The organism is Herbaspirillum sp. VT-16-41 (genome assembly GCF_001994935.1).
GTDB lineage: Bacteria > Pseudomonadota > Gammaproteobacteria > Burkholderiales > Burkholderiaceae_D > Herbaspirillum > Herbaspirillum frisingense.
This window is the reverse complement of the sequence record NZ_MUXB01000114.1, coordinates 103,220-127,423: the sequence shown is the minus strand read 5'-3', so window position 1 is coordinate 127,423 and position 24,204 is coordinate 103,220. Positions and strand designations below refer to the sequence as shown.

25 protein-coding genes are annotated in these 24,204 nt (G+C 62.3%); 5 read left to right on the top strand and 20 right to left on the bottom strand.

All coding sequences use genetic code 11. The features are described 5' to 3' along the window. Positions 1-147: 147 nt before the first annotated feature. The 9 genes from flgJ to flgB all read right to left on the bottom strand — a co-directional run bounded on the left by flgJ (position 148) and on the right by flgB (position 7,678). Positions 148-1,122 carry a flagellar assembly peptidoglycan hydrolase FlgJ gene (gene flgJ / locus BTM36_RS15870; RefSeq protein WP_006462675.1) on the bottom strand — a complete coding sequence of 325 codons (975 nt, stop codon included), beginning with the start codon at positions 1,120-1,122 and terminating at the stop codon, positions 148-150. 62 nt (positions 1,123-1,184) lie between these two features. After that, positions 1,185-2,288 (bottom strand): flagellar basal body P-ring protein FlgI, encoded by a 1,104-nt coding sequence (locus BTM36_RS15865; protein ID WP_174616869.1) that lies wholly within the window; start codon positions 2,286-2,288, stop codon positions 1,185-1,187. A 71-nt stretch (positions 2,289-2,359) separates the two neighbouring features. Further along, positions 2,360-3,019, bottom strand: a complete 660-nt coding sequence (locus BTM36_RS15860; RefSeq protein ID WP_006462677.1) for a flagellar basal body L-ring protein FlgH — start codon at positions 3,017-3,019, stop codon at positions 2,360-2,362. Positions 3,020-3,089: 70 nt separating this feature from the next. Next, positions 3,090-3,872, bottom strand: coding sequence for a flagellar basal-body rod protein FlgG (gene flgG, locus BTM36_RS15855; RefSeq protein ID WP_006462678.1), 783 nt, complete (start codon positions 3,870-3,872; stop codon positions 3,090-3,092). A gap of 35 nt (positions 3,873-3,907) precedes the next feature. Next, positions 3,908-4,645 carry a flagellar basal-body rod protein FlgF gene (flgF, locus tag BTM36_RS15850; protein WP_006462679.1) on the bottom strand — a complete coding sequence of 246 codons (738 nt, stop codon included), beginning with the start codon at positions 4,643-4,645 and terminating at the stop codon, positions 3,908-3,910. Between the two features lie 111 nt (positions 4,646-4,756). Further along, complete coding sequence (gene flgE, locus BTM36_RS15845; RefSeq protein WP_077237039.1) at positions 4,757-6,058, bottom strand: flagellar hook protein FlgE; 1,302 nt, start codon at positions 6,056-6,058, stop codon at positions 4,757-4,759. Between the two features lie 39 nt (positions 6,059-6,097). Continuing rightward, positions 6,098-6,820 carry a flagellar hook assembly protein FlgD gene (locus BTM36_RS15840; protein ID WP_077237038.1) on the bottom strand — a complete coding sequence of 241 codons (723 nt, stop codon included), beginning with the start codon at positions 6,818-6,820 and terminating at the stop codon, positions 6,098-6,100. 18 nt (positions 6,821-6,838) lie between these two features. Next, entirely contained in the window at positions 6,839-7,243 is a 405-nt protein-coding gene (flgC, locus tag BTM36_RS15835; protein WP_006462682.1) for a flagellar basal body rod protein FlgC, read from the bottom strand. Positions 7,244-7,249: 6 nt separating this feature from the next. Next, positions 7,250-7,678, bottom strand: coding sequence for a flagellar basal body rod protein FlgB (flgB, locus tag BTM36_RS15830; RefSeq protein ID WP_077237037.1), 429 nt, complete (start codon positions 7,676-7,678; stop codon positions 7,250-7,252). Between the two features lie 253 nt (positions 7,679-7,931). Here flgB and flgA point away from each other — a divergent pair, with 253 nt between their 5' ends. The 3 genes from flgA to BTM36_RS15815 all read left to right on the top strand — a co-directional run bounded on the left by flgA (position 7,932) and on the right by BTM36_RS15815 (position 9,652). Further along, positions 7,932-8,657 carry a flagellar basal body P-ring formation chaperone FlgA gene (flgA, locus tag BTM36_RS15825; protein ID WP_254427021.1) on the top strand — a complete coding sequence of 242 codons (726 nt, stop codon included), beginning with the start codon at positions 7,932-7,934 and terminating at the stop codon, positions 8,655-8,657. Between the two features lie 185 nt (positions 8,658-8,842). Continuing rightward, entirely contained in the window at positions 8,843-9,163 is a 321-nt protein-coding gene (flgM, locus tag BTM36_RS15820) for a flagellar biosynthesis anti-sigma factor FlgM (RefSeq protein ID WP_006462685.1), read from the top strand. 30 nt (positions 9,164-9,193) lie between these two features. Next, positions 9,194-9,652 carry a flagella synthesis protein FlgN gene (locus BTM36_RS15815; protein WP_077237035.1) on the top strand — a complete coding sequence of 153 codons (459 nt, stop codon included), beginning with the start codon at positions 9,194-9,196 and terminating at the stop codon, positions 9,650-9,652. Positions 9,653-9,881: 229 nt separating this feature from the next. Here the strand turns inward: BTM36_RS15815 and BTM36_RS15810 are convergent, their stop codons facing one another. The 11 genes from BTM36_RS15810 to BTM36_RS15760 form a co-directional block, all read right to left on the bottom strand. Beyond that, positions 9,882-10,619 carry an RNA polymerase sigma factor FliA gene (locus BTM36_RS15810; RefSeq protein ID WP_006462687.1) on the bottom strand — a complete coding sequence of 246 codons (738 nt, stop codon included), beginning with the start codon at positions 10,617-10,619 and terminating at the stop codon, positions 9,882-9,884. A 5-nt stretch (positions 10,620-10,624) separates the two neighbouring features. Next, positions 10,625-11,425 carry an antiactivator of flagellar biosynthesis FleN protein gene (locus BTM36_RS15805; protein ID WP_077237254.1) on the bottom strand — a complete coding sequence of 267 codons (801 nt, stop codon included), beginning with the start codon at positions 11,423-11,425 and terminating at the stop codon, positions 10,625-10,627. Between the two features lie 34 nt (positions 11,426-11,459). Further along, positions 11,460-12,944, bottom strand: a complete 1,485-nt coding sequence (gene flhF, locus BTM36_RS15800; RefSeq protein ID WP_077237034.1) for a flagellar biosynthesis protein FlhF — start codon at positions 12,942-12,944, stop codon at positions 11,460-11,462. Next, positions 12,941-15,049 (bottom strand): flagellar biosynthesis protein FlhA, encoded by a 2,109-nt coding sequence (gene flhA / locus BTM36_RS15795; RefSeq protein ID WP_077237033.1) that lies wholly within the window; start codon positions 15,047-15,049, stop codon positions 12,941-12,943. The genes flhF and flhA overlap by 4 nt, the downstream gene beginning before the upstream one ends. 2 nt (positions 15,050-15,051) lie before the next feature. Then, positions 15,052-16,227: a flagellar biosynthesis protein FlhB gene (gene flhB / locus BTM36_RS15790; protein ID WP_039876338.1), complete on the bottom strand. Its 1,176-nt coding sequence runs from the start codon at positions 16,225-16,227 to the stop codon at positions 15,052-15,054. Positions 16,228-16,590: 363 nt separating this feature from the next. Next, entirely contained in the window at positions 16,591-17,250 is a 660-nt protein-coding gene (cheZ, locus tag BTM36_RS15785; protein ID WP_006712753.1) for a protein phosphatase CheZ, read from the bottom strand. Then, the gene (cheY, locus tag BTM36_RS15780) at positions 17,243-17,638 is read right to left on the bottom strand and encodes a chemotaxis response regulator CheY (protein WP_006712751.1); all 396 of its coding nucleotides are present in this window, start codon (positions 17,636-17,638) and stop codon (positions 17,243-17,245) included. Before cheY ends, cheZ begins: the two co-directional genes overlap by 8 nt. A gap of 177 nt (positions 17,639-17,815) precedes the next feature. Continuing rightward, a complete protein-coding gene (locus BTM36_RS15775) occupies positions 17,816-18,892 on the bottom strand; it encodes a chemotaxis response regulator protein-glutamate methylesterase (RefSeq protein ID WP_039876336.1) in 1,077 nt (358 codons plus the stop codon). 49 nt (positions 18,893-18,941) lie between these two features. Then, on the bottom strand, positions 18,942-19,547 hold the full coding sequence (cheD, locus tag BTM36_RS15770) for a chemoreceptor glutamine deamidase CheD (protein WP_077237032.1): 606 nt from the start codon (positions 19,545-19,547) through the stop codon (positions 18,942-18,944). After that, entirely contained in the window at positions 19,544-20,416 is an 873-nt protein-coding gene (locus BTM36_RS15765; RefSeq protein ID WP_077237031.1) for a CheR family methyltransferase, read from the bottom strand. The genes cheD and BTM36_RS15765 overlap by 4 nt, the downstream gene beginning before the upstream one ends. A gap of 195 nt (positions 20,417-20,611) precedes the next feature. After that, on the bottom strand, positions 20,612-22,258 hold the full coding sequence (locus tag BTM36_RS15760) for a methyl-accepting chemotaxis protein (protein WP_077237249.1): 1,647 nt from the start codon (positions 22,256-22,258) through the stop codon (positions 20,612-20,614). Positions 22,259-22,589: 331 nt separating this feature from the next. Between BTM36_RS15760 and BTM36_RS15755 the strand changes: the two genes are divergently transcribed. Together BTM36_RS15755 and dmeF are read left to right on the top strand one after the other, a co-directional pair. Continuing rightward, positions 22,590-22,865, top strand: coding sequence for a metal/formaldehyde-sensitive transcriptional repressor (locus BTM36_RS15755; protein WP_006712746.1), 276 nt, complete (start codon positions 22,590-22,592; stop codon positions 22,863-22,865). A 9-nt stretch (positions 22,866-22,874) separates the two neighbouring features. Then, positions 22,875-23,867 (top strand): CDF family Co(II)/Ni(II) efflux transporter DmeF, encoded by a 993-nt coding sequence (gene dmeF / locus BTM36_RS15750; RefSeq protein ID WP_077237030.1) that lies wholly within the window; start codon positions 22,875-22,877, stop codon positions 23,865-23,867. Positions 23,868-24,204 lie beyond the last annotated feature (337 nt).

The window sequence follows — 24,204 nt, the reverse complement described above, 5'->3', positions numbered from 1 at the left end:
TCCCTGAAAGCTTTTAGCGGAATAACCAAGTCAACGGCAGGATTGACCAAAACTTTAGATGGCTGCGATCGAATTTGTTTCCGACCGGCACCGATGAGCTTGCCGCCGGGTAATCGCTCGCGGCCCAGGTCATGACCGGCGGGAAACCTATGCCGAGAGCGACTGGCGAATGATGCGCGACAGTTTCTCGGCGTAATGTGGATCGGTGGCGTAACCGGCACGCTGCAGGCCGTAGGCGAAACCATGGGCATCCTGGGCGCTGGCCAGTACCTTCTCGTAGCGCGGATTGCTGCGCAGCAAGTTGGCGTAATCCTTGAAGGCGTCCGCATAGGAATCATAGGCCCGGAATTTCTCCACCCGCTTTTGCGGCTTGCCGTTGATGTATTCGATGGTGGTGGCCTCGACCACCTTGCCGGTCCAGTTACCGGTGGCCTTGATGCCGAACAGGTTGTGCGCCGAACGGCCATCGCGGGCGATGATTTCCTTCTTGCCCCACCCGGTTTCGAGCGCGGCTTGGGCCAGCATGAACTTGGCCGGGATGCCGGTCATCTTGCTGGCGATCTCGGCATCGGCCTGCAGGCGGTTCTGGAAGGCCTCGACATGGGCCGGCTTGTTGGAGTTGCGGCGCTGCTTGCCGTTGCGACCATCCTGGTCGGTACTCTCGGCCTGCTGTTGGCTGGCGAAACTCTGGATGAACTTGGCACGGTCGGCATCGCTCATTTCCTTGACCAGCGGAATACCCATGGGCAAGCCCTCCTCGCCCGGCATGGTCGTACCCTCCAGGTCCTGCGCATCCGGCAGCTTCTTGGGCAGCGAGGCCGACAGCTGGCGGGTCAGCACATCGGCCAGCCCGACACCGCGCTGTGCCAGGCTCTGGCTCAACTGCTGGTCCAGCATGGAGGTAAACATCTTGGTCTGCTCGTTATCGAACGGGCCATTTTGCGGCGTCGCGTCGCGCATGCTCTTCATCACCATGTTCAGGAACAGCGCCTCGAACTGCTTGGCTGCACCCTTGATGGCCTCCGGCGAGTTCTGCCGGGCTGCTTCGCGCAGGCCATTCAGCCCATTCGCATCGACGGCCAGATTCTCGGTCGGATTGGATGGGTTGATCTTGTTGAGCATGGGTTACCTTGGATGAAAGCGTTTGTAATGGAATCGGCCATGCCGTCCCGCTACCGTTACCGTTAGATCACTTCGAGTTCGGCGCGCAAGGAACCTGCCGCCTTCATCGCCTGCAGGATCGCCAGCAAGTCCTGGGGCGTGGCGCCGATGGCATTGAGTGCCTTGACCACATCGGACAGCGAGGCACCACCCTTCAACAGCATGACCTTGCCCGGCTCCTTGTTGATCGAGACCTGCGCATTCTGCACCCCGGCCGTCTGACCACCGGCCAGCGCATTGGGCTGGCTCACGGCATTGTCAGCCTGGATCACCACCGACAGATTGCCGTGCGAGACGGCGCAGGTATCGAGCATGACGCTCTGGTTCATCACCACCGAACCGGTACGCGCATTGAGGATGACCTTGGCCGCCAGCTTGCCGGGCGTCACGTCGACGTTTTCCAGCGCTCCCAGGAAGGCCACCCGGTCGCCGCTGGAGATCGGCGCGCGCACGCGGATCACGCGGCCGTCCTGTGCCACGGCAGTATCGGTACCAAAGCGCTTGTTGAGCGCATCCACCACCCGGGCGGCGGTAGAGAAATCGTTGTCGTTCAGTTCCAGCACGACCATGTCGCCGCCACCCAGCGAACTGGGCACTGCACGTTCGACCGTGGCACCGCCGGAAATGCGGCCGGCCGACAGCTGGTTGATGGTCGTGCTGCTGCCGGCGGCCGAAGCACCGGCACCACCGACCACGATGTTGCCCTGGGCGATGGCATAGATCTGGCCGTCGGCGCCCTTGAGCGGGGCCATCAGCAAGGTGCCGCCGCGGATGCTCTTGGCATTGCCGATGGACGACACGGTCACGTCGATCAACTGGCCGGGCTGTGCGAAGGCCGGCAGGTTGGCCGTCACCATGGCCGCGGCCACGTTCTTCAACTGCATGTTGCTGCTGGTACCGGACGGCACGTTCACGCCCAGTTGCTGCAACATGCTGATCACGCTCTGCACGGTGAAGGGGGTCTGGGTGGTCTGGTCACCGCTGCCGTCCAGACCGACCACCAGGCCGTAACCGACCAACTGGTTCTGACGCACGCCCTGGATGCTGGCCAGGTCCTTGAGTCGCTCGGCCTGGGCCGGAAGCGCCACGCCCAGGCACAGGGTGGCCACGGCCGCGGCGGCCACCATGGCCCGCCTGCTACCTGATCTGAAGATATCCATCGCGAAAAATCCTTTCCGGGTCATTGCACTACTCCACATCAGAAAGGAGAAACGCTGAAGAAGAATCGGCCCAGCGAGGACATGAAGTCAGCCATGTCCACGCGGGTATTGGTACGGTATTCGACCTTGGCATCGGCCACCAGGGTCGAGGAGACGGTATTGCCGGTCTGGATATTGTCCGGGCTGATGGTGCCGGAGAAGCGCACGTACTCCACGCCCTTGTCCAGCGCCACCTGCTTTTCGCCCGAGACCACCAGGTTACCGTTGGGCAGCACCTCCACCACCGTCACGCCGATGGTGCCGGTGAAGGTATTGCTGGAATTGGTAGCGCCCTTGTCCTCGAACTTGGCCGAGGAGCTGCCGGAGGCCGACAGTTCCTTGATCGAGGTGCCGAAGATGGTCGGCGCAGGCGACGCCACCGCGCCGGTCTTGCTGGCCGAGCTGCCGGCGGACTTGCCGGCACTGGTCTTCTCATTGATGACGATGGTGATGGTGTCACCCACCAGGCGCGCGCGGCGGTCTTCCAGCAGCGGACGGTAGACCGCCGACTGGAAGATCGCACCCGAGGTCGGGGGCGCATAGGAAGCCGGCTGCGGACGCGCCGTCTTGGGACCCGTCACGATGCTGTCAGGCACGGTGGTGCAACCGGCCACAGCCAACACGCCCGCGATGGAAACCAATTTCAGCAAGTTCTTCATATCTGCCTCGTCCTTCTTTCTACTGCCGACTACCTTGTTCAATAACGCCGCCCCGGCTCGCCGCCAGGTCTTACAGCTGCGACAGCTTGGCCAGCATCTGGTCGGATGTGGTGATGGCCTTGCTGTTGATTTCGTAGGCGCGCTGGGTCTGGATCATGTTGACCAGCTCTTCCACCACGTTCACGTTGGAGGTTTCCACATAGCCCTGCCACAAGGCACCGGCACCGTTGGTACCCGGGGTATTCGGGTTGGGAGTGCCGGAAGCGGCGGTTTCCACATACAGGTTTTCGCCACGGCTTTCCAGGCCAGCCGGGTTGATGAAGGTGGCGACCTGGATGGTGCCGATCTGCGTGGTCGCGGTCGAACCGGCCTGCATGATCGAGACGGTACCGTCACGGCCCACGCTGAGCTTGGTGGTGTTGAGCGGAATGGTGATCGGCGGCTGCAGGGTGTAGCCGCTGGAGGTCACCAGCTGGCCCTGGCTGTCGGTCTGGAAGGCGCCATCGCGGGTGTAGGCGGTGGTACCGTCGGGCAGCAGGATCTGGAAGAAGCCATTGCCCTGGATCGCCAGATCCTTGTCATTGTTGGTCTGGTTGACGTTGCCCTGGCTGAAGATGCGCTCGGTGGCGACCGGACGCACGCCGGTACCGATCTGCAGGCCCGAGGGCAGTTGGGTCTGTTGCGAGGACTGCGCGCCGGGTTGACGCACGGTCTGGTACAGCAGGTCTTCGAACACGGCGCGCGAACGCTTGAAGCCGTTGGTGCTGACGTTGGCCAGGTTGTTGGAAATCACGTCCAGTTGCGTCTGTTGCGCATCCAGGCCGGTCTTGGAAATCCACAGGGAACGAATCATTTATTTCTCCGGTAATCAGTGCAGGGGCTGTGCTATCAGGACAAGGACAGAATCTGGGTCGCCTTGGTCGCATCGCTTTCGGCGGTCTGGATCACCTTCATGTTCATCTCGAACTGGCGCGACAGGTTGATCATGTTGACCATCGCCTCCACCACGTTTACGTTGCTGCCTTCGACGGCACCGCTGGCCAGGCGCACGTTGGCGTCCGGCTGGGCGGCACCGGTGATGGTGCGGAACAGGCCATCATCACCGCGCTTCATGTTCTTTTCGTCCGGATTGACCAGCTTGATGCGGCCCAGCACGTTGACCGCATTGGGAATGCCATTGGTCGGGATCGACGACACCGTGCCATCGGCGGCGATGGCCACCGTGGTATCGGGCGGGATAGTGATCGGACCGCCATCGCCCTGCACCGACTGACCATTCTGGGTCTGCAGGATGCCGTTCTCGTTGATCTTGAAGCTGCCATTGCGGGTATAGGCTTCGCCGCCATCGGCGGTCTGCACCGCGATCCAGCCACGCCCCTGAACGGCCACGTCCAGCGCACGCCCGGTGTCCTGGATCGGCCCCTGCGAAAAATCGCTGCCCGCGGTCGAGTCGACCACGAAGGCCCGCGTGGGCAAGCCATCGCCCACCACCGGTGCCGAGCGGAAGGTATTCAATTGGGCGCGAAAACCCGTGGTCGTGGCGTTGGCCAGATTGTTGCTGGCAGTAGCTTGCTGCTCCAGCGTATGCTTGGCCCCCGACATCGCTGTATAGACCAGACGATCCATAAAACCCCTTTTTTGCGGCACCATCCCCCGGCGCCAGCGGTTGAAACCGGCCGCCGGCGACGCCGGCGACCTTGCAGCACGCGCGCCGCAAGGCGCGCGATCAAGCCTTTATCAGCGCAGGCTGACCAGGGTCTGCAGCACGGTGTCCTGCACCTTGATGGTCTGCGAGTTGGCCTGGTAGACGCGCTGCGCCACGATCATGTTGACCAGTTCAGCGGTCAGGTCGACGTTGGAGTCTTCCACCGCGCGCGCCTGCAGGCTACCGAACGTGCCGGTGGAGGGCTTGCCCACCAGCGGGCTGCCGGCCGCACCGGTGGCCGCATACAGGTTGTTGCCCAGCGGCTGCAGGCCATTCGGGTTGGCGAAGTTCACCAGCACTACAGTACCCAGGTTCTTGGTCTGCTGGTTGCTGTAGGAACCGACGATGGTGCCATCCTTGTCGATCGAGAAGCTCGACAGGGTACCCGGCGGCATGCCGTTCTGGTTTTGCGCCAGGTTGACGAAAGCCGAACCGGTCTGGGTCGAACCTGCATAGGAGAAATTGATCGGTGCAGCGAAGTTGCCGCCGCCCTTGACGATGCTCGGATCATTCAATTGCGCGGCCGTCAGGGTCATGACGCTGGTGGGCGTCACCGCCGCACCGTTGATCTGGGTCAGGGTACCGGTCGAGTCATAGGTCATGGTACCCAGCGCAACGGGGGCCGGTGGGGTGGCGCCGTCGTTCAGGGTGGTGTTGTCGATCTTGGCGTAGACGGTCCAGGTAGTCGTCGGCGGCGTACCGGTCGGTGCTGCCTTGACGTAGTAAGTCTGCATGCTGTACGGGTTACCCAGGCTGTCATACAGGGTAACGCCGGTGGAGTTGTTGTAGCTGTTCGGATCGGCAGCATTGAAAGGCGTGACCGTCGGCACGGCCAGGCGCGAATCCAGGTTGACCTTGGTGGACACCGAAGTGGTCGGGGTGGCCGGGATCGACGAGGTATCGATCTGCAGCTGCACCGGATCGCCACCGGACGCACCGGCGGCCCAACCCATCAGGAAGGCGCCGTTCATGCTGGGGTTGATGATGTAGCCATTCTTGTCCAGCTGGAACTGGCCGTTGCGACCATACATCGGCGACAGATCGGATGCGCTGGCCGACATCTGGAAAAAGCCGTCGCCATTGATGGCGATATCCAGCGGGTTGTTGGACGAACTGATATTGCCCTGGGTGAATTGCTGCGCCACGTTGGCCACGGTCACGCCGATGCCCACCGGCGAATTGCCGGAGCGGTTCATCGAGTTGGCGTACATGTCGGCAAACTGGGTCTGCGACTGCTTGAAACCGACCGTGCTGGCGTTGGCCACGTTATTACCGATGACGTCCAGGCTCTTGGCTGCGCCGTTCAGTCCGCTCAGACCTTGCTGAAAACTCATGAGAAATCCCCTTGTTCCGAATGATGTCGGTAATAACGATTAAAGAATTTGTACGATGTCGCTGGACTTGATGGTGCCAACGTTGGTGACATTGAGCTTGACGCCGTCCGTGCCGGTGGACACGCTGGCCACCGTACCGAAGGCCAGCGCCGTCACCGCGACCGGGGTGCCATTGTTGGAAGCGGTGGCGGTGAAGGTGTAGTTGCCGTCGGCAGCCTTGCCGCCGGCGTCGTTGGTACCATCCCAGATCACGGGCACGGCACCGGCAGCCTGGGTACCCAGGTCCATGGTGCGCACCACAGCACCGGTGGAATCCTTGACGGTGACGATGACCGAAGAGGCCGTGCTGGGCAGGTTCACACCGAACACCGCCTTCTGGCTGGTAACGTCCTTGCCGTCGGCGTCCTTGGTGGTATCCGAGGTCAACTGGATGCCGTTACCCGGCGCCAGCACGCTGTGACCGATCATGCTGGCCGTGGACAACGCTTGCGAAGAACTGAGATTGCCCATCAGCGTACCCAGCGAATCGTTCAACTGGCTGATGCCGGAGACGGTCGACAGCTGCGCCATCTGCGTGGTCAGCTGCGAATTGTCCATCGGGTTGCTGGGGTCCTGGTTCTTCATCTGCGCAATCAGCAACGTCAGGAAGCGATTCTGGATCGCATCCGGGCTGTTGTCGTTCAGACTAGCCGAGTTGTTGGTCGACGAGCTGCTGCTCGTGCCATTCATTGCATTGAGCAGGTCATTGGAGACGATTGCCATGATTTAAGGTCCTGTTTCCTATTGTCCGATGGTAAGGGTCTTGACAAGCATGGCCTTGGCCGTATTCATCGTTTCCACATTGGTCTGGTAAGAGCGGGAAGCCGAGATCATGTTGACCATTTCCTCGACCGGGTTGACGTTGGGCATGGCGACATAACCATTGCCATCGGCCATGGGATGCTTGGGGTCGTAGACCAGCTTGGGCGGCGCCTGGTCTTCGACCACAGCAGCCACTTTCACGCCGCTATCCTTGACATCGCCCACGGGGATGGACTCGAAGACCACCTGCTTGGCCTTGTAGGGCCGGCCGTCCGGGCCGGTGGCGCTATCGGCGTTGGCGATATTGCTGGCCGTGGCATTGAGGCGCTGGGCCTGCGCACTCATGGCCGAACCGGCAACGTTGAAGATGTTGGAAAGGGACATGGTTTATCAACCCGGTTGGATGGCGTTAATCATGGCCTTGATCTGGCCGTTTACAGCGGTGACACCGGCTTCGTAGCGGATGCCGTTGTCGACGAATTCATTGCGCTCCACGTCCAGGTCGACGGTGTTGCCGTCCACGCTGCCCTGGGTCACCGTGCGGTACTGCAGGGGCGAACCACCGATGCTGCCCGGGCCGTTGTCGGGTGCGGTCCCGGCCACGTGCGAGGCGGCGGTGCGGGCCAGTTGCAGCGGCGGCACGGCGCCGCCCTTGTTGTCGAGGGCGTTTTTCAGCGCATCGGCAAAATTGACGTCCCGCGCCTTGTAGTTGGGCGTATCGGCGTTGGCGATATTGGAGGCCAGCACCTGTTGGCGCTGTGCCCGCAGGTTCAGCGCCATCTCATTGAAGCGGAAGAAATCGTCGAGCTTAGAGACCATCGGGTCCTCCGGAAATACCGGCGCCGCTGCCGCCCTGCCTGGGACGGTCGCACACTACGCCGATGATGGAATTACGTAGGCTTGATCATACGTTTCCACCCGGGACTTTAAGGGGCGATAAAGAGATAAAAGCCTCCCCTGTTTGCGCTTTTGACCTCGCGCGCGCGACGTACCATTGCTGCCAAGATTCGCCAATGTCTGGCCAATGTCTGCTGCAGGCAAGTTGCAAAAAATGAAATATCCTTTACGCCCCATGAGCCTACTGCGCCGTGCCATCGCCGCCCTGGCCCTGCTGGCCGGCGCATTGACGACCGCCTCGCCAGTTGCTGCGCAAAATACCCCCGACGGTCCGCAAAAGCAGAACTTGCAAGTTCTGCAACAGGTTGCCGAGCAATTCCTGGCCAGCCAGACCTCTGGCCTGCCGGGCAGTGTCACGATCACCATCGATCCCGCCGACCCGCGCCTGACGCTGGCCTCCTGCCTCGAACCGCAAGCCTTCATGCCCAACGGCGGACGCCTGTGGGGCCGCACCACGGTGGGCGTCAAGTGCGTGGCCCCCTCCCCCTGGACGATCTATCTGCGCGCCAATGTCCAGGTCATTTCGGACTACCTGGTGGCCGCCGTGCCGCTGGCGCAGGGCCAGACCATCAGCGCCAGCGACATCACCCGCATCCGCGGTGACATGTCCAGCCTGCCAAGCGGGGTGATCACCGAAGAAACCCAGGTGGTGGGCCGGGTTGCCAACATGTCCTTGCGCGCAGGAACCCCGCTGCGCATGGACGCCATCCGCAACCAGCGGGTGGTACAACAAGGACAGTCGGTACGGGTCGTCTCGATCGGCCCGGGCTTCCAGATTTCCACGGAAGCGCGCGCCATGACCAACGCCAATGAAGGCCAGATGGCACAGGCGCGGACCGCCGCCGGGCAAGTGGTCAGCGGCATCGCCAAGGCGGGTGGCATTCTGGAAATCAACTATTGATAGAGGGCAATCCTGAAGAGAAAGGACTGTCTAGCCGGGATCTGCAGCTGCGCGTCGGAAATGTGAAGAAAATTTCTCCCATTTCGTCATTTTGGCGCCCTGGATGTTAAAGTTTGCGCAGAACTGGCCGATAATCCATACGACAGGCGGGTGCGATGCGCCCCCACCCTACAAGGAATACTGCCGTGAACGTTAACGACGCCCTCAAATCCGCTGCCCTCAACAGCGAGCAGACCCAGGCCCAGCCTCGCAACAACGCCCCCGCCGGCGCTGCTGCCGGCAATGGTGCCGCGGCCACTGCAGCCACTTCCGATAGCGTGCGCCTGTCCAGCACCTATCAGTCGCTGGAAACCAAGGTCAACAGCAACAGCAGCAGTTTCGATGCCAAGAAAGTGGCCGAAATCAAGGCTGCCATCGCCAACGGCACTTTCCAGATCGATCCGGAAAAAGTGGCCAATGGCCTGATCGACACCGTCAAGACCCTGATCAGCGCCCGTCCGGCCTGATCGTCACTGCCTTCGCACAGGATGACCCGCATGAATCCGGCCAGCAACCTGCCTCTGGAACACGCTGCCCTGTCCCGCCTGGTCGAAAAACTGAATCAGGAACAGGCCTTGCTGGCTGAAGCCACCGCCGAAGGCCTGACCGACATCATTTCCGAAAAAGCCACCATCGTTTCCGACATGGCCACGCTGGCCGGTAACCGCCACAGCCTGCTGGGCAGCCTGGGTTACAGCGAAGATGAGGCCGGCATGCAGCAGTGGATGAACGAACACGGCAGCGACGCCGACAAGGACGTCTGGGCCGGCCTGTTCGAACTGGCCCAGGATGCCAAGGAGCTCAACCGCGTCAATGGCTTGCTGATCGGCAAGAAACTCTCGATCAACCAGAGCGCACTGACCATCCTGCAAGGCAAGACCGGCACCGGCAACTTCTACGGACCGGATGGACAGAACAGCATCAAATCTTCCGGCCGCAGGCTTGGCGTGGTCTGACCACCCTCCAAGCCGAGCGCCACGAGCGCAATCGCCGCAGATTCAAAGACCCCGAGTGCCATGCCTCGGGGTCTTTTTTTGTGCCGTGCAGGTGCCTCAAGCTTTACCTGCTCAGCACAAGCTGGGTCAGACCCAAGGCGGCACACAAGAGCTCGATGGAATTGAAAACGGCTCCCGAAGGAGCCGTTAGAGCATGCCGGAGCGCGTCCTCCCGGACGCAAATCACTTCTCAGGCCACCCCACTCCACGAATGCTCCCGCAGATAGGAACGCATGCGTGAGATCGCCTGGCTATGCAGCTGGCACACACGGGACTCGGACACGCCCATGACGGCGCCGATCTCCTTGAGGTTCATTTCCTGCTCGTAGTAAAGGGCCATCAGGATCTGCTCGCGCTCGGGCAGGGCCTTGATGGAATCCACCACGGCTTCGCGGAAGCCGCCGTTGATCAGGTTCTGCAGCGGGTCGTCATCGGACTCGGCGGTCTGGTAGCGGTCCAGGAAATGTTCATGACCACCATCGTCGTCGTGGAAATCCTCGTAGTAGATCAACTGGTGCCCACCGCATTCGCTGAGCAGCGACTGATACTCGGTGAGGCTGATCTTGAGGTGCTGCGCCACTTCGGTTTCCTGCGGCTGGCGACCGAGCTGCTGCAGCAAGGCCTGCATGGCTTCGTCTACCTTGCGGGCGTTCTGACGGATGCTGCGCGGCAGCCAGTCGCTGCTGCGCAGTTCGTCGAGCATGGCGCCGCGAATGCGTTGGACGGCATAGGTCTCGAACTGCGCGCCATGGGTCTCTTCGTAGCGGTTGACGGCGTCGAGCAAGCCCATCATGCCGGCCTGGATCAGGTCGTCCACCTCTACGCTAGGGGGCAATTTGGCCTTGAGCTGATGCGCCAGTTTCTTGACCAGCGGCGCATGCTGCTCCAGCACATCATTCTTGCCCTTTTTTCCCTTGACGTTATACATGCACGTCACACTCCCAGGCTTGCACCATCGGTTGCCATTCCGTAAGTGCTGCGGGCCGTATCGGCCGCCGTGAATTGCTTGGACAGGCGCTGGAAAGCCAGCGCCGCACCGGCAAAGGGAAACACATCCATCACCGCCCGCCCCTGGCCGGTAGCGCGGCGGATATGGTCGTCGGCCGGGATGGCGCCGAGGAAATTCAACTGCGCTGCCAGATAGCGGCTGGCGGCCTGGGCCATGTTGGCGTAGACGGTGCGCGCCTCGGCCTCGGTGGCGTCATTGACGATCAGGCTGAAGGGACGGCGTCCGATACGGTCGCTCAGGCTCTTCAGGAGCACGTAGGCGGCCTTGATCGAGGTGGCCGTGGTCGAGACCTGGATCACGATCTCGCCCATTTCCATGGTCGGCACCGGCAGCGACTGGTCACTGGCCAGCACGCCGTTGACGAGGGTGATTTCGGCCTGCTCGATAAGGCTGTCGAAAATCTCGGCCAGACGTCCGGCCTGGGGATCGCTGGCCGCCGGCACGGTACGGCGGGCGATGCGGGCCATGGCAAAACCTTCGGGCAGCATGCGGGTGGCCTCGCGCAAGGGACGTTCGGCACGCGCCACTTCCTGCAGGGTGGCGACGTCGTGGCGCAGGCCGATGCGGGTCAGCAGGCCGGTACTGGCCACGTCGCCATCGACAACCAGCACGTTATGCTTGGCCTGCGACAGGGATGCGGCAATATTGATGAGCATGGCGCTCTTCTCTTCTTCACCCAGCACCGAGAAGAAAGTGAACAGTCGGGGGACCGGACGCTCCAGCATCCGGCGCAGTCCGGCTGCCTGGTCGATATCGTAACTAGCCAAAGCTCACCTCGCGCAAACCTTTATCGTTCATGGACATCGCGGTGGGGCCGATCACGCCGGGCAGTTCGCCTTCCTGGAATTCAAAAGGGGCGGTCTCGCGTTTCTGCTTGAAAGCACGGTCTGCCAGGTACAGCTTGTTGGCCACGTGCAGGTCTTCCGGCACGCGCTGGCCGTTGGCGACGTAGTGCAGGTTGAGCTTGTGGCGGATCACCACGTCTAGCACGTTGCCGATGGTGGCAGCTTCATCAAGCTTGGTGATGATGCAGCCGGCCAGACCGGAGCTGGAATAGGCATGCACCACTTCATTGAGGGTACCACCGGTGGCAGTGGCGTTCAGGCACAGCAGACGCTTGATGTCCACGCCGGCACCGGCCAGCATGGCGTCCTGCTCGGCCACCATCTGGTCGCGCTGGCCTACCCCTGCGGTATCGATGAGCACGGTGTGCTTGCCCTTGAGTTCTTCCAGGGCGATGCGCAGGTCGGTCTCGTCCTTGACCGAGTGCACCATCACACCCAGGATCTTGCCGTAGATGCGCAATTGTTCGTAGCCGCCGATACGGTAGCCGTCGGTGGTGATCAAGGCCAGCTTGCCGGAGCCATGGCGCATCACGCAGCGTGCAGCCAGCTTGGCAGTGGTGGTGGTCTTGCCCACGCCGGTGGGGCCGACCAGGGCGAAGACTCCACCGTTTTCCAGCAGTTCGTTCTCGTTGGCCAGGGTGTTGAGGTTGCGCGCCAAGACCGACTTGACCCAGAACATGATGTCCTGCGACTTGGAGTTGGAGGGCAGGTTTTCAGTGATCAGGCGCGACAGGCTTGCCGAGAAGCCGGCGGCCAGCATTTCCTTCAGGACGATGCCCTTGAGCGGCTCGCGCTTTTGCGCGCCACCCCAGGAAATCTCGGCCAGCTGGGTTTCCAGCACGCCACGCATGGAGCGGATTTCGCTCATCACCTCGGACAGGATCTCGTCGTAGTCCTTGCCGTCGAATTCAGGCAGCGCCGAACGCGGACGTTGATCCTGTTCGGCAGCATCAGCAGCCCCGGCCGCTGGCGGCTGGGCCGCGGCACTGCCGGCACGACGGCTGCGCCAGACGCGCGCATCGGGGCCGGGTGCAGCTTCTGCTGCGCGGGCGGGCGCCCGACCCTGGGCCGGCTGGTCCAGCAGGGGCGCCTGCTCGGTACGCAGGGCGCGGGCCGGCTGCTGCGCCAGCGGCGAAGACAGCAGTGCGGGACGCTTGGGCTGCTGCGCCGGCGGCAGACCGGATTGCTGCTGCAGCGAGGCCGCCTGCGGGCGAGCCCCAGCTTCGCGCGCACCGGTGGGCGCCACCAGGGTGGTCATATCCTCGTTGGCCATGGCCAGGATCTCCACCCCGTCGGGAATATTGCGGTTGGAGAGAATGACGGCATCCGGGCCAAGCGCCTCGCGGACCTGACGCCAGGCCTCGCGAGAAGAATTGGCGATAAATTTCTTGACGTTCATGCTTGCCCTCCAACTAGGCTGGTAACTTTAATCGTTTTCGATTCTGGCACTTCAGCGTGCGACAACACGCGCAACTGCGGCATGGCACGACGCAGGAAGCGTGCCATCAGCGTGCGCAGCGGCGCCCCCACCAGCAGTACCGGCGCGTAGCCGAGCTGCTCCTGGCGCTGCGCCGCGATTTCGGTCTGCTGCACCAGCGAATCGGCCAGACCCGGCTCGATACCGCCGGTGTCGCCGCTGGCCTGCAGCGCCTGCATGAGCAGACGTTCGAGCTTGGAGTCCAGCGCCATGACCGGCAACTCGCTCTCGCCCGGGAAAATCTGTTGCACGATGGCCCGACCCAGCGCGATGCGGACGATGGCCGTGAGATCGGTCGGGTCCTGGATGCGCGCGGCGTGCTCGGACAAGGTTTCGATGATAGTGCGCATATCGCGAATGTGCACGCCTTCGGTGAGCAGGTTCTGCAACACTTTCTGCAAGGTACCCAGGGGCAACATCTTCGGTACCAGATCTTCCACCAGCTTGGGCGCTTCCTTGGCCAGGTGGTCCAGCAGGCTCTGCACTTCCTGGCGGCCCAGCAGCTCGGAAGCATGGGTGGTGATCAGGTGGTTCAGGTGGGTGGCGACAACGGTGCCGGCGTCGACCACGGTATAGCCCATGGTCGAGGCCTGTTCGCGCAGGCTGTTGTCGATCCAGACGGCCGGCAGACCGAAGGCCGGGTCGGAAGTCATCATGCCCGGCAAGGGGCCGGTCACCATGCCCGGGTTGATCGCCAGGTACTGGCCGGCATGCGCCTCGCCATTGCCCACTTCCACGCCTTTGAGGGTGATGCGGTAGGCCGAGGGTTTCAATTCCAGATTGTCGCGGATATGGATGGGCGGCGACAGGAAGCCGACCTCCTGGGCGAATTTCTTGCGGATGCCCTTGATGCGCTTGAGCAGTTCGCCGCCCTGCCCCTTGTCCACCAGCGGGATGAGGCGGTAGCCCACTTCCAGGCCCAGGGTATCGACCGGCATGACGTCGTTCCAGCTGGCCTCCTCGCCTTCGGCGGGCGCGGCCGCAGCTGCTGCGGCTTGCGGGGTGGCGGCGGCACTTTCGGCCTTGGCGGTCTGGACGCGCTTGCTGATGGCATACGCGCCACCGCCCATGGCAGCCGCCAGCAGCAGGAAGGCGATATGCGGCATGCCCGGGATCAGGCCCATGCCGCCGATGATGACGGCGGTGATGTAGAGCACTTCCGGCTTGGCGAAGAGCTGGTTGATCAGCTGGCCGCCCACGTCCTGGTCGTTGGCCACGCGCGAGACCACCACACCGGCGGCCGTCGAAATGATCAGCGAGGGAATCTGCGCCACCAGGCCATCACCGATGGCCAGCAACGTGTAGTTCTTCAGTGCGGCGTCGAAGGCCAGGTCGTGCTGGACCATCCCCACCACCAGACCGCCGACGATGTTGACCACGGTCACGATGATGCCGGCGATGGCGTCGCCGCGCACGTACTTGGAGGCACCGTCCATGGCACCGTAGAACTCCGACTCCTGTGCCACTTCCTTGCGGCGGGCGCGGGCCTCCGGCTCACCGATCAGGCCGGCATTGAGGTCGGCGTCGATCGCCATCTGCTTGCCCGGCATCGCATCCAGGGTGAAGCGCGCACCCACTTCGGCGATACGGCCGGCACCCTTGGTCACCACCATGAAGTTGATGATGGTCAGGATCACGAACACCACGATACCGACCGTGTAGTTGCCGCCGATCAGGAAGTGACCGAAGGCTTCGATCACCTTGCCGGCGGCGTCCGGGCCGGTATGGCCCTCGGTCAGCACGACCCGGGTCGAGGCCACGTTCAGTGACAGGCGCAGCATGGTCGACACCAGCAGCACCGCCGGGAAGGCGATGAAATCCAGCGGCTTGACGGTATAGAGCGCCGTCATCAGCACAATCACCGAGAGCGAGATGTTGAAGCTGAACAGCAGGTCCAGCATGAAGGCTGGCAGCGGCAGCACCATCATCGCCAGCATCATGACGATCAGGATCGGCGCGGCGAAGGCCTTGCCGCTCTTGATCGGCACCCAGGCCGGAATTTTCATCGTATTGAGTTTGGTCGCCATCGTTACTGCCTGCTTCTATTCTTGGGGCCGCGTGTCTTGGGAGGGGCAGTGGCCGGATCGAGGTCCTTGGGCACGGCCAGGTCGGTCGGTTCCACCGGACGGTCGCCACCGAACTTGCCAAAGGTGCGCAACTGGAACACGTAGGCCAGCACCTCGGCCACGGCGGTATAAAGGGCTTCGGGGATCTCGTCGCCGATCTCGGTATGGGTGTGCAAGGCGCGCGCCAGGGGCGGTGCTTCCAGCAGCGGCACCTTGTGCTCGCGCGCCAGTTCGCGGATCTTGGCGGCGATGTCGTCGGCACCCTTGGCCACCACCTTGGGTGCACCCATCTTGCCTTCGGTATATTTCAGCGCGACCGCATAGTGGGTCGGGTTGGTCACCACCACGTCGGCGGTAGGCACCTCGGCCATCATGCGGCGGCGTGCCATGGCGCGCTGCATTGCGCGGATCTTGCCCTTGACGTGAGGATCGCCTTCGGATTCCTTGTGCTCCTGCTTGACCTCTTCACGCGTCATGCGCAGCTTGCGGCCGTAGTTCCAGATCTGATAAGGGACGTCCAGTACGGCAATGAGGATCAGCGCCGACACGATGGTGATGAAGCTCACCCATAGCAGATACGCCGAATGGGCGCCGGCGGTCTTGAGCGATTCCACGCCCAGCCCCAGCACGGCATCAATCTGGCCGCGAATGGCCAACCAGGCAACGGTCCCCACCAGCAGCGTCTTGAGGACAGCCTTGCCCAGCTCGACCAGGGAGTTGACCGAGAACATGTTGCCAAAACCGCTGATGGGATTGAGCTTGCTGAACTTGGGCGCCAGCGATTCGACGTTGAACAGCCAGCCGCCCAGCATCAGGGGCGCGGCCATGGCAGCCAGGGTCATCATGAAGGCGATGGGGATCATGGCAATGGCCACATCCAGCAGATGGGCGCTGAGCATGTTGAACAGCACCACCGGATCGAAGGCCGCGGCACGCTCCATGCTCAGGGTAGCGACCATGATGCGGTCCAGGCTGGTCACGACCGGGCCGCTGAAGGCCCAGACGCAACTGCCGCCCACCAGCAGCATCAGGCAAGTGGCCAGCTCGCGCGAGCGCGGCACATCACCCTGCTCACGAGCACGCTCAATGCGTTTACTCGTGGCGGGTTCTGTCCGCTCCATATCGCTGTCTTCGGCCATCCGCCGTATCCCCCTGCAAAACTGCTTGCCCCCCGGCGTCGCGTGCGCTGGACGGATTTCTAGAACAATAGGCTAGGATTATTGGCGACCGGGAGGCGCCATCATCACGGGAATAGGGGCGAAAACGTCCCCCATTTCGGACTAGGCAAAAGCCCCAGGCTCTGCCTTGGACAGAACGGCGCGTCTCGAAGGCGGTGTACCGCACGCTTCTTCGGGCATGGGCGATACAAAGCAAAGTCAGATTTGCATGTTGAATGGGATACGTGGCATTTCCACGACATGCTAGACAAGCAACAATGACGAAGGCCTTGCATATTGCCCATCAGACAATATGCAAGGCCTTCGATGAAGATACCCGCAGGATCAGAAGCCCAGGCTCTCCAGCAGATCGTCGACCTGCCCCTGGTTGGCGATGACATCCTTGCCGGCCGGGTCGATCTGGGGGCCATTGAGCAGGCCCGTATCTTCGCGTTTGGTTTCCGAGGGCGAGTAATCGACCAGCAGTTGCACCAGTTGCGACTCCAGGTCGTGTGCCAGCTTGGTGACGCGCTTGATGACCTGACCCGTCAGGTCCTGGAAATCCTGCGCCATCATGATGTCCAGCAGTTGCTGCTTGGTCACGCTGCTGTCTTCGCCAGCCTGCGCCAGGAAGGCCGAGGTGCGGGCACCCAGTTCGCGGTACTGGGCTTCCGAGAAGCTGCCGGCGGTAGCCGCTTCCCACTGCGCCTTGAGCTCGCCGGCACCGTCGTGGATGCGCTCCTGCAAGGGGCTGGCCAGTTCAGTGGCATTGAGCACACGCTGGGCGGCCTGTTCGGTCATGCGGGCCACGTATTCCAGGCGGTCACGCGCGTCGGGCATGTCGCTGGCGGCGCGCTCCAGCAGGCGGTCGAAGCCCAGACCGCGCAAGCTGTCGTGCAGGTTGCGCGTCATGTGGCCGATACGGACCAATACCTCTTCGCTGACCGCGGCACCCTCGGTGGACGCGGTACGGGCGGGATTGAGGCCGCCTTCCACCTCAGCCACCTGCAGCCATCTTTTCGAAGATCTTGCCCAGCTTCTCATCCAGCGTGGCCGCGGTGAAAGGCTTGACCACGTAGCCGTTGGCACCCGCCTGGGCAGCAGCGACGATGTTTTCCTTCTTGGCTTCGGCGGTGACCATCAGCACGGGCAGCTTGGACAGGGCCGGGTCCTTGCGGATTTCCTGCAGCATGGTCAGGCCATCCATGTTGGGCATGTTCCAGTCGGAGACGACGAAATCGAACTGGTCGCTACGCAGCTTTTGCAGCGCCTGCACGCCATCTTCGGCCTCGTCCACATTGGTGTAGCCCAATTCCTTGAGCAGATTGCGCACGATGCGGCGCATGGTCGAGAAATCGTCGACGACTAAGAACTTGGTATTGGGACCCGACATGCTAAGACTCCATCTGAACAATTGAATTCGTGGATAACGGCAAGTGCCTAGGCTCACTTGAACCGAATCCTTCTTATCTTCCCAGCTTGAGGTGAACCCTCAGGCTGCCTCTCATATGCAACGCATTGTAGTGCAGCAACAGCAAATTTGGCAGAACAATAAGCGTATCGCGCGGCTTCAAACCCGCAGGGCACGGCTTCCGTGTTCCGCCAGCCACGCCAGTACCCTGCCCGGCATGGCCTGCAGTGAAAGAACCTCATGCGCCGCACCAATGGCGATGGCTTCGCGGGGCATGCCGAAGACCACGCAGGAGGCCTCGTCCTGGGCAAAGTTGTAGGCGCCGGCATTGCGCATTTCCAGCATGCCCTGTGCGCCGTCCTTGCCCATACCGGTCAGGATCACGCCCACGGCGTTCTTGCCGGCGCAGGTCGCAGCCGACTGGAACAGCACATCCACTGACGGCCGGTGGCGGTTCACCGGCGGGCCCTGGTCGAGCTGGGTCATGTAGTTGGCGCCGCTGCGCACCAGCTTCAGGTGGGAATGGCCGGGTGCAATATAGGCGTGCCCCGGGAGCACGCGCTCGTTGCCGGCCGATTCCACAACGGAAATCTTGCACAGGTTGTTCAGGCGCTGGGCGAAGGAACGGGTGAATCCTTCGGGCATATGCTGGGTGATCAGGATGCCGGGGCAGTCGGAAGGCATGCGGATCAGGAATTCCTTGATGGCCTCGGTGCCGCCGGTGGAAGCACCGATGATGATCAGCTTTTCGCTACTGGTGAGCGGATTGCGGATCTGCGGCAAAGCCTCGCCGGGGGTGGCGGCCTGCTCGGCCGCACGTGACGGGCGAGCGCGCACGCGTGCCTTGGCGGCGGCGCGTATCTTGTCGGCGATCATGTCGGCATATTCCTGCATGCCGCTCTGGATGGAGATCTTGGGCTTGGTGACGAAATCGATGGCGCCCAGTTCCAGCGCCCGCAGGGTGATTTCGGAACCACGCTCGGTCAGCGAAGACACCATCACCACCGGCATGGGGCGCAGGCGCATCAGCTTTTCCAGGAAATCCAGGCCGTCCATGCGCGGCATTTCCACGTCCAGCGTCAGCACGTCCGGGTTGGTCTGCTTGATCAGCTCGCGGGCGATGATCGGGTCGGGCGCCACGCCCACCACTTCCATGTCCGGCTGGCTGCCGATGATTTCGCGCATGACACTGCGGATCAGTGCGGAGTCGTCGACGATAAGAACTTTAATTTTCATCACTCAATCACTCTAATTTCGGAATTACCCTGCTGACTGATCATGGCCGTCAGAACAGGTCCACCTCGCCGCCCACCGGCTTGGTGACCAGCTTGCTGGCGTAGGCTTTTTCGCGGTCCACCAGGGTATTGTTGTGCATCTGTTTCAGCTTTTTCACCAGCACCTTGCCGGTGCGGGGGAAGAAATACACCTTGCGGGGATAGATATCGTTCAGGTCCTCGGCCACCACACGGATGTTTTCTGCCTTGAGGTAGCGCCGTACGAATTCGGCATTGCGCTCGCCCACGTTGATGGCCGAAAAGCCGCGTAGCACGTTGCCGCCGCCGAATACCTTGGCTTCCAGGTTTTCGCGCCGGGCCCCGGCCTTGAGCACTTCGTTGATCAGCACTTCCATGGCATAGGTGCCATAACGGGCCGAGGCCGAGATCGGACTGCCATCGTCACCACCCCCGTCGGGCAACATGAAATGGTTCATGCCACCAATGCCGGAGACACGATCCCGGATACAGGCCGAGACGCAGGAGCCCAGCACGGTGACGATCATCATGTCCTTGCCGGTGAAGTAATACTCGCCCGGCAGGATCTTGGCGGCGTCGCAATCGAAGGTGCGGTCGTAGTAGAGATTGGTGGCAATCTGCTCGGACGCCTGACTCATGGCTTGGTCCTTGCGCCACGCTGCGTTGCGTTGAGTTCATAGACCGTCTTGCCTTTGAGCTTGAGGGCATCGGAGACATACAGGAAGTTCTCCGAATGGCCGGCGAACAGCAAGGCATGAGGCTTCATCAATGGAACGAATCGGGACAGGATCTTGCTCTGGGTAGGTTTATCGAAATAGATCATCACGTTGCGACAGAAGATCACATCGAACTGACCGTTGATGGGCCAGCCATCGGCCAGCAGGTTCAGTTGCTTGAAGGTGATCAGCTTGCGCAATTCCGGGCGCACGCGCACGTAACCCTCATGGTTACCCTTGCCACGCAGGAAGAACTTCTTGACCCGTTCGGGCGCCATCTTTTCGATGCGCTCCATGGGATAGACGCCATTGGCGCCGGTGGCCAGGACATTGGTATCGATGTCGGTGGCCACGATCTGCACCGGTGGCGTCATCGAGCCATAGGCCTCGCAGGCGGTCATGGCGATGGTATAGGGCTCTTCCCCGGTAGAAGCCGCCGAGCACCAGATGGTGGCCGGCTCCTTCAGGGTCTTGAGGAAATCCGCCAGGATGGGGAAATGGTGAGCCTCGCGGAAGAACGAGGTCAGGTTGGTGGTCAGGGCGTTGGTGAAGGCTTCCCACTCGTCGGAGTCGTGGGTGCGTTCGAGCATGTCGAGATACTGCTGGAAGGAAGTGATGCCGGTGGCCCGAAGGCGCCGCGCCAGGCGGCTGTACACCATCTCCTGCTTGCTGTCGGCCAGGGCGATCCCGGCCCGCTGGTAGATCAGGCCACGCACGCGCTCGAAATCACGGCTATTGAAATCGAACTCCTTGCCGGATGATTCGCCCTTGCTTGGCACCGTAGGCTTCACTGTCTTTCCTTCCCTCGCGCAGCCCGCTCGCAGGCCGACCACTTGCTGTCTATCGCCCGTCCCATGCGGGCGAGCGTCCCCTCGTCGAATAATCTAACAGGCGCCGGACGGGGTCAAGCGAATCAGCCTCGGAAATGAAATGGTTTTACCCCCCTATTGCGACAAGTCAATCCGACACGGGCATGCATACCCTTCTCAAACCTTGGAAATCCTCACCGGCCTTGCCCCGCGCGGGGCGGCCGACGCCCGTACTGCAGTGGACGGCGCCGGGGTGGCAGACGTAGTAGTCGAGACCACCGGTACCGCCGCAGGCGCAGCCGCATGGCTGGACCGATAGCCGACCCGGAAGCCGCCCCAGTGCTTGCCATTGACATAGATCGGCACCGACAGGTCGTGCATCACCTCACCGGTATCGCGCTTGTAGGTCTGCAGCAGGAAAGGCTTGGTATTGGCCCCGCAGCGCTTGCCGGTGCGGTCACTGAAGATGCGCTTGGTACGATTGTTGACCAGGTCGACATCATAATTGCCGGTCAACGGCTGGGAAAACTTCTTGTTGTGAGTAGGAAAGTAGCCGTTGTTGTCCACCGCACCGGCATAGGCCAGTTGCGGCATGCGCTCCAGCAGCGCCTCTTGCAGTGCGGGCAATACGCGGTCGGTAAAGCCGTCGAACTGGCTGGAGTGTTTTTGTGGCGAGGTATTGGCAATCGGCTTGTAAGTGCGATCGAAGAGCGCCGCCTCGGAAATCTGCCCGGCGCGGATCGCCTTTTCGAACAGGCTCCCCACCGCCTGCGCGGCTTCTGCGGCGGCCTCGCGGATCTCATCATGACCGCTGCGCGCACCGCCATCGACGATGGCCTCGAACACCGCCTCCGCCCGCTCTGACAGCAGCATCGCCGACGCCGCCACGCGGGGCAGCTCACCGTCGGTCTGCAGCATGCCGTTGCGGATGTCGGTGATGGCCTCGGCGATTTCCTGGGTCGTCTGGACATGTTCGCGCGAGGCCACAGCGATTTCCTCGATCTGCTCCTGCGACTGGCTGGAAGAACGCTCGATGCTGTTGAGCAGCGTATGCACCTTCTCCACGTTCTGGGCCGCCTCCAACACCTTGCTGCTCAGCGAGTTCATCCCCGAGGCCGCCCGCTCGGCCTCTTCAGTGATGGCGCGCACCATGACGCCGATGTCGTCGGTGGCTTCCTTGGTGCGCTGGGCCAGTTGCCGCACCTCCCCTGCCACCACCGCAAACCCGCGCCCCTGCTCGCCGGCGCGCGCGGCCTCGATGGCCGCGTTCAATGCCAGCAGATTGGTACGGGCGGCGATTTCACTGATGACCTCGGTAATGCCATGGATGCGGCGCGACTTTTCCTGCAGTTGCGCCATCATCGACGATGCCGACAGGGCGTCGGTGCGCGCCTGCCCGATCTGCTGCAGGCCGCGATCGACCTCGGCCCGGCCGCTGACGCTCTCGGTACGCACTTCGGCGGCGATCGCCGAGGCGCGCTCCGCATTGGCGGCAATCTGCTCGGTGGTGGCCGCATTCTGCTCGGCGCTGGCAGCAATCCGATCGGCCGCTCCCACGTCCTTGCTGATCTTGTTCTTGATGGTATCGACGAAGAACGAGGTTTCAGCTGCACCGATCATGATGTGATCAATTTCGCCGCTGATCCTGTCGACCATCGCATCGCCACGAGGCTGCCCACGGCCGCGCGCCAGCGCAAAACCGACCAGGCCCAGCAGCACGGCCACGCAACTGACCAAAGGTGCCGCCAGCCAGCGCCCTGCCCCCATGGCATCCAACGCCAGCGCCGCACCGCCACCGAGTACCAGCCCGGCCAACCAGGGCAATGCCACCTGCCAGGCCTGCGACGTCACCCCGGCGCCGGCCGCCCGCGCACTCTTGTTCTTCGCCATCGATGTCTCCTTGCGGGTAGCCCCGCTTCTTGTATTTCCGCCCTGGGCAGAGTTGGCTGCGGACGAAACATGACGCAACACGCCGCATTGTCCCGAGGCTAAAGCGCAGAGCTTACGTATAACTGAATAAAACTGCACATGGGCAAGTATTTTTTCACAGCATGGGAATGTATGCAGTGTCCCGGATTGCGGCAAAACGCCCCTCACCTCATGCAGCCCGGGACAGCTTATAATGGCGGCTTTATAGGATAGGGGGGTATGGTATATGGCACACCTGAAGCAAGACAAGGATGCCCTGCTCAACCGTGTGCGACGCATCGGCGGCCAGGTCCAGGCCCTGGAACGCGCACTGGAAGGTGACGCCGAGTGTGGCCGCACCCTGCACCTGGCCGCCGCCATCCGCGGCGCGGTGCACGGCCTGATGGACGAATTGATCGAAGCCCATGCCCGCGAACATGTGGCCCGCCCCGGGCTGACCGACGAGGAACGCAAGCAAGGACTGGAAGAAGTCCTGGAAGCCATCCGCCGCTACGCCAAATAAGGAAACGACATGCCAAGCACCTCCCCCTTGCGCCATGACCACGTCTATCTTGGCGCCAACCACGACCGCAATACCCGCCGCACCCTGTGGGTGGTCGCCCTCACCGCCGTGATGATGGTGGCCGAAATCGCTGCAGGCTACCTGACCGGATCGATGGCACTGCTGGCCGACGGCTTTCACATGGCGACCCACACTGGCGCGCTGGCCATTGCCGCCGGCGCCTATGTATTCGCCCGCCGCCATGCCCATGATGGGCGCTTCAGCTTCGGCACCGGCAAGGTCGGCGACCTGGCCGGCTTCGCCTCCGCACTGGTACTGGCGGTGATTGCCATCGGCATCGGCGGCGAATCCCTGTGGCGCCTGGCCAGCCCGAGTGCGGTCGATTTCAATGAAGCCATCCCGATCGCCGTGGTCGGACTGATCGTCAACATCGCCAGCGCCTGGCTGCTGATGGATGGGCATCATGGGCATCATGGGGATCACGACCATCACGGTCATCCGGGTCATCACGATCATGATCACGGGCATGCGCATGAACACCATGCCCATCCTCAGGACGGGCATGGACACGGCCACCATCACCATGGACACGACAACAATCTGCGCTCGGCCTATCTGCACGTCGTGGCCGACGCCCTGACCTCGGTGCTGGCCATTGCTGCCCTGCTGGCTGGCCTCTATCTGGGCTGGACCTGGCTGGATCCCTTGATGGGCGTGGTGGGTGCCGTGGTCATTGCACGCTGGTCGTATAGCCTGCTGCGCTCCAGTGCGGCGGTGCTGCTCGACGTGACCGATGCCCAGGTCGCTGCCCGCATAGAGCAGGTGCTGGCCGGCGCAGAGGTACAGATCGACGACCTGCATGTCTGGCGCATTGGACCGACTGCGCGGGCGGCAATTGTGAGCGTATCCGCCGCGAAGGCGACTTCTGAGGATCTGCTTCGTCAGAAATTATCGGAAGTGGACGGCCTGCGACATCTCACGCTGGAATTGCGACTGCGCTGATACCGGCGTGGTGAGCCCCCCCCCCCCACACACACAGAAATGAAAAACAGCGGCCTAGGCCGTAATGCCGTTCAGTTAAGCTTGTTACCAGCCCGAAAGCTTGCTCAGACTTTGTTTGCGCCATCGCTGGCCGTTCGTCCTGAGTAGCGGCGTAGCCGCGTATCGAAGGCGCGCCACAAGCTGAGCAGCGCCCCTTCGACAGGCTCAGGACAGGCTTCGATACGGCCCTCAAGGGCCTACTCAGTCCGAACGGTTTCAAATGGCGGGAAGAGAACTAGGGAAGAGAAACAAGCAAAATCGCCGCGCCAAAGTCATCTGGCGCGGCGATTTTTTCTTA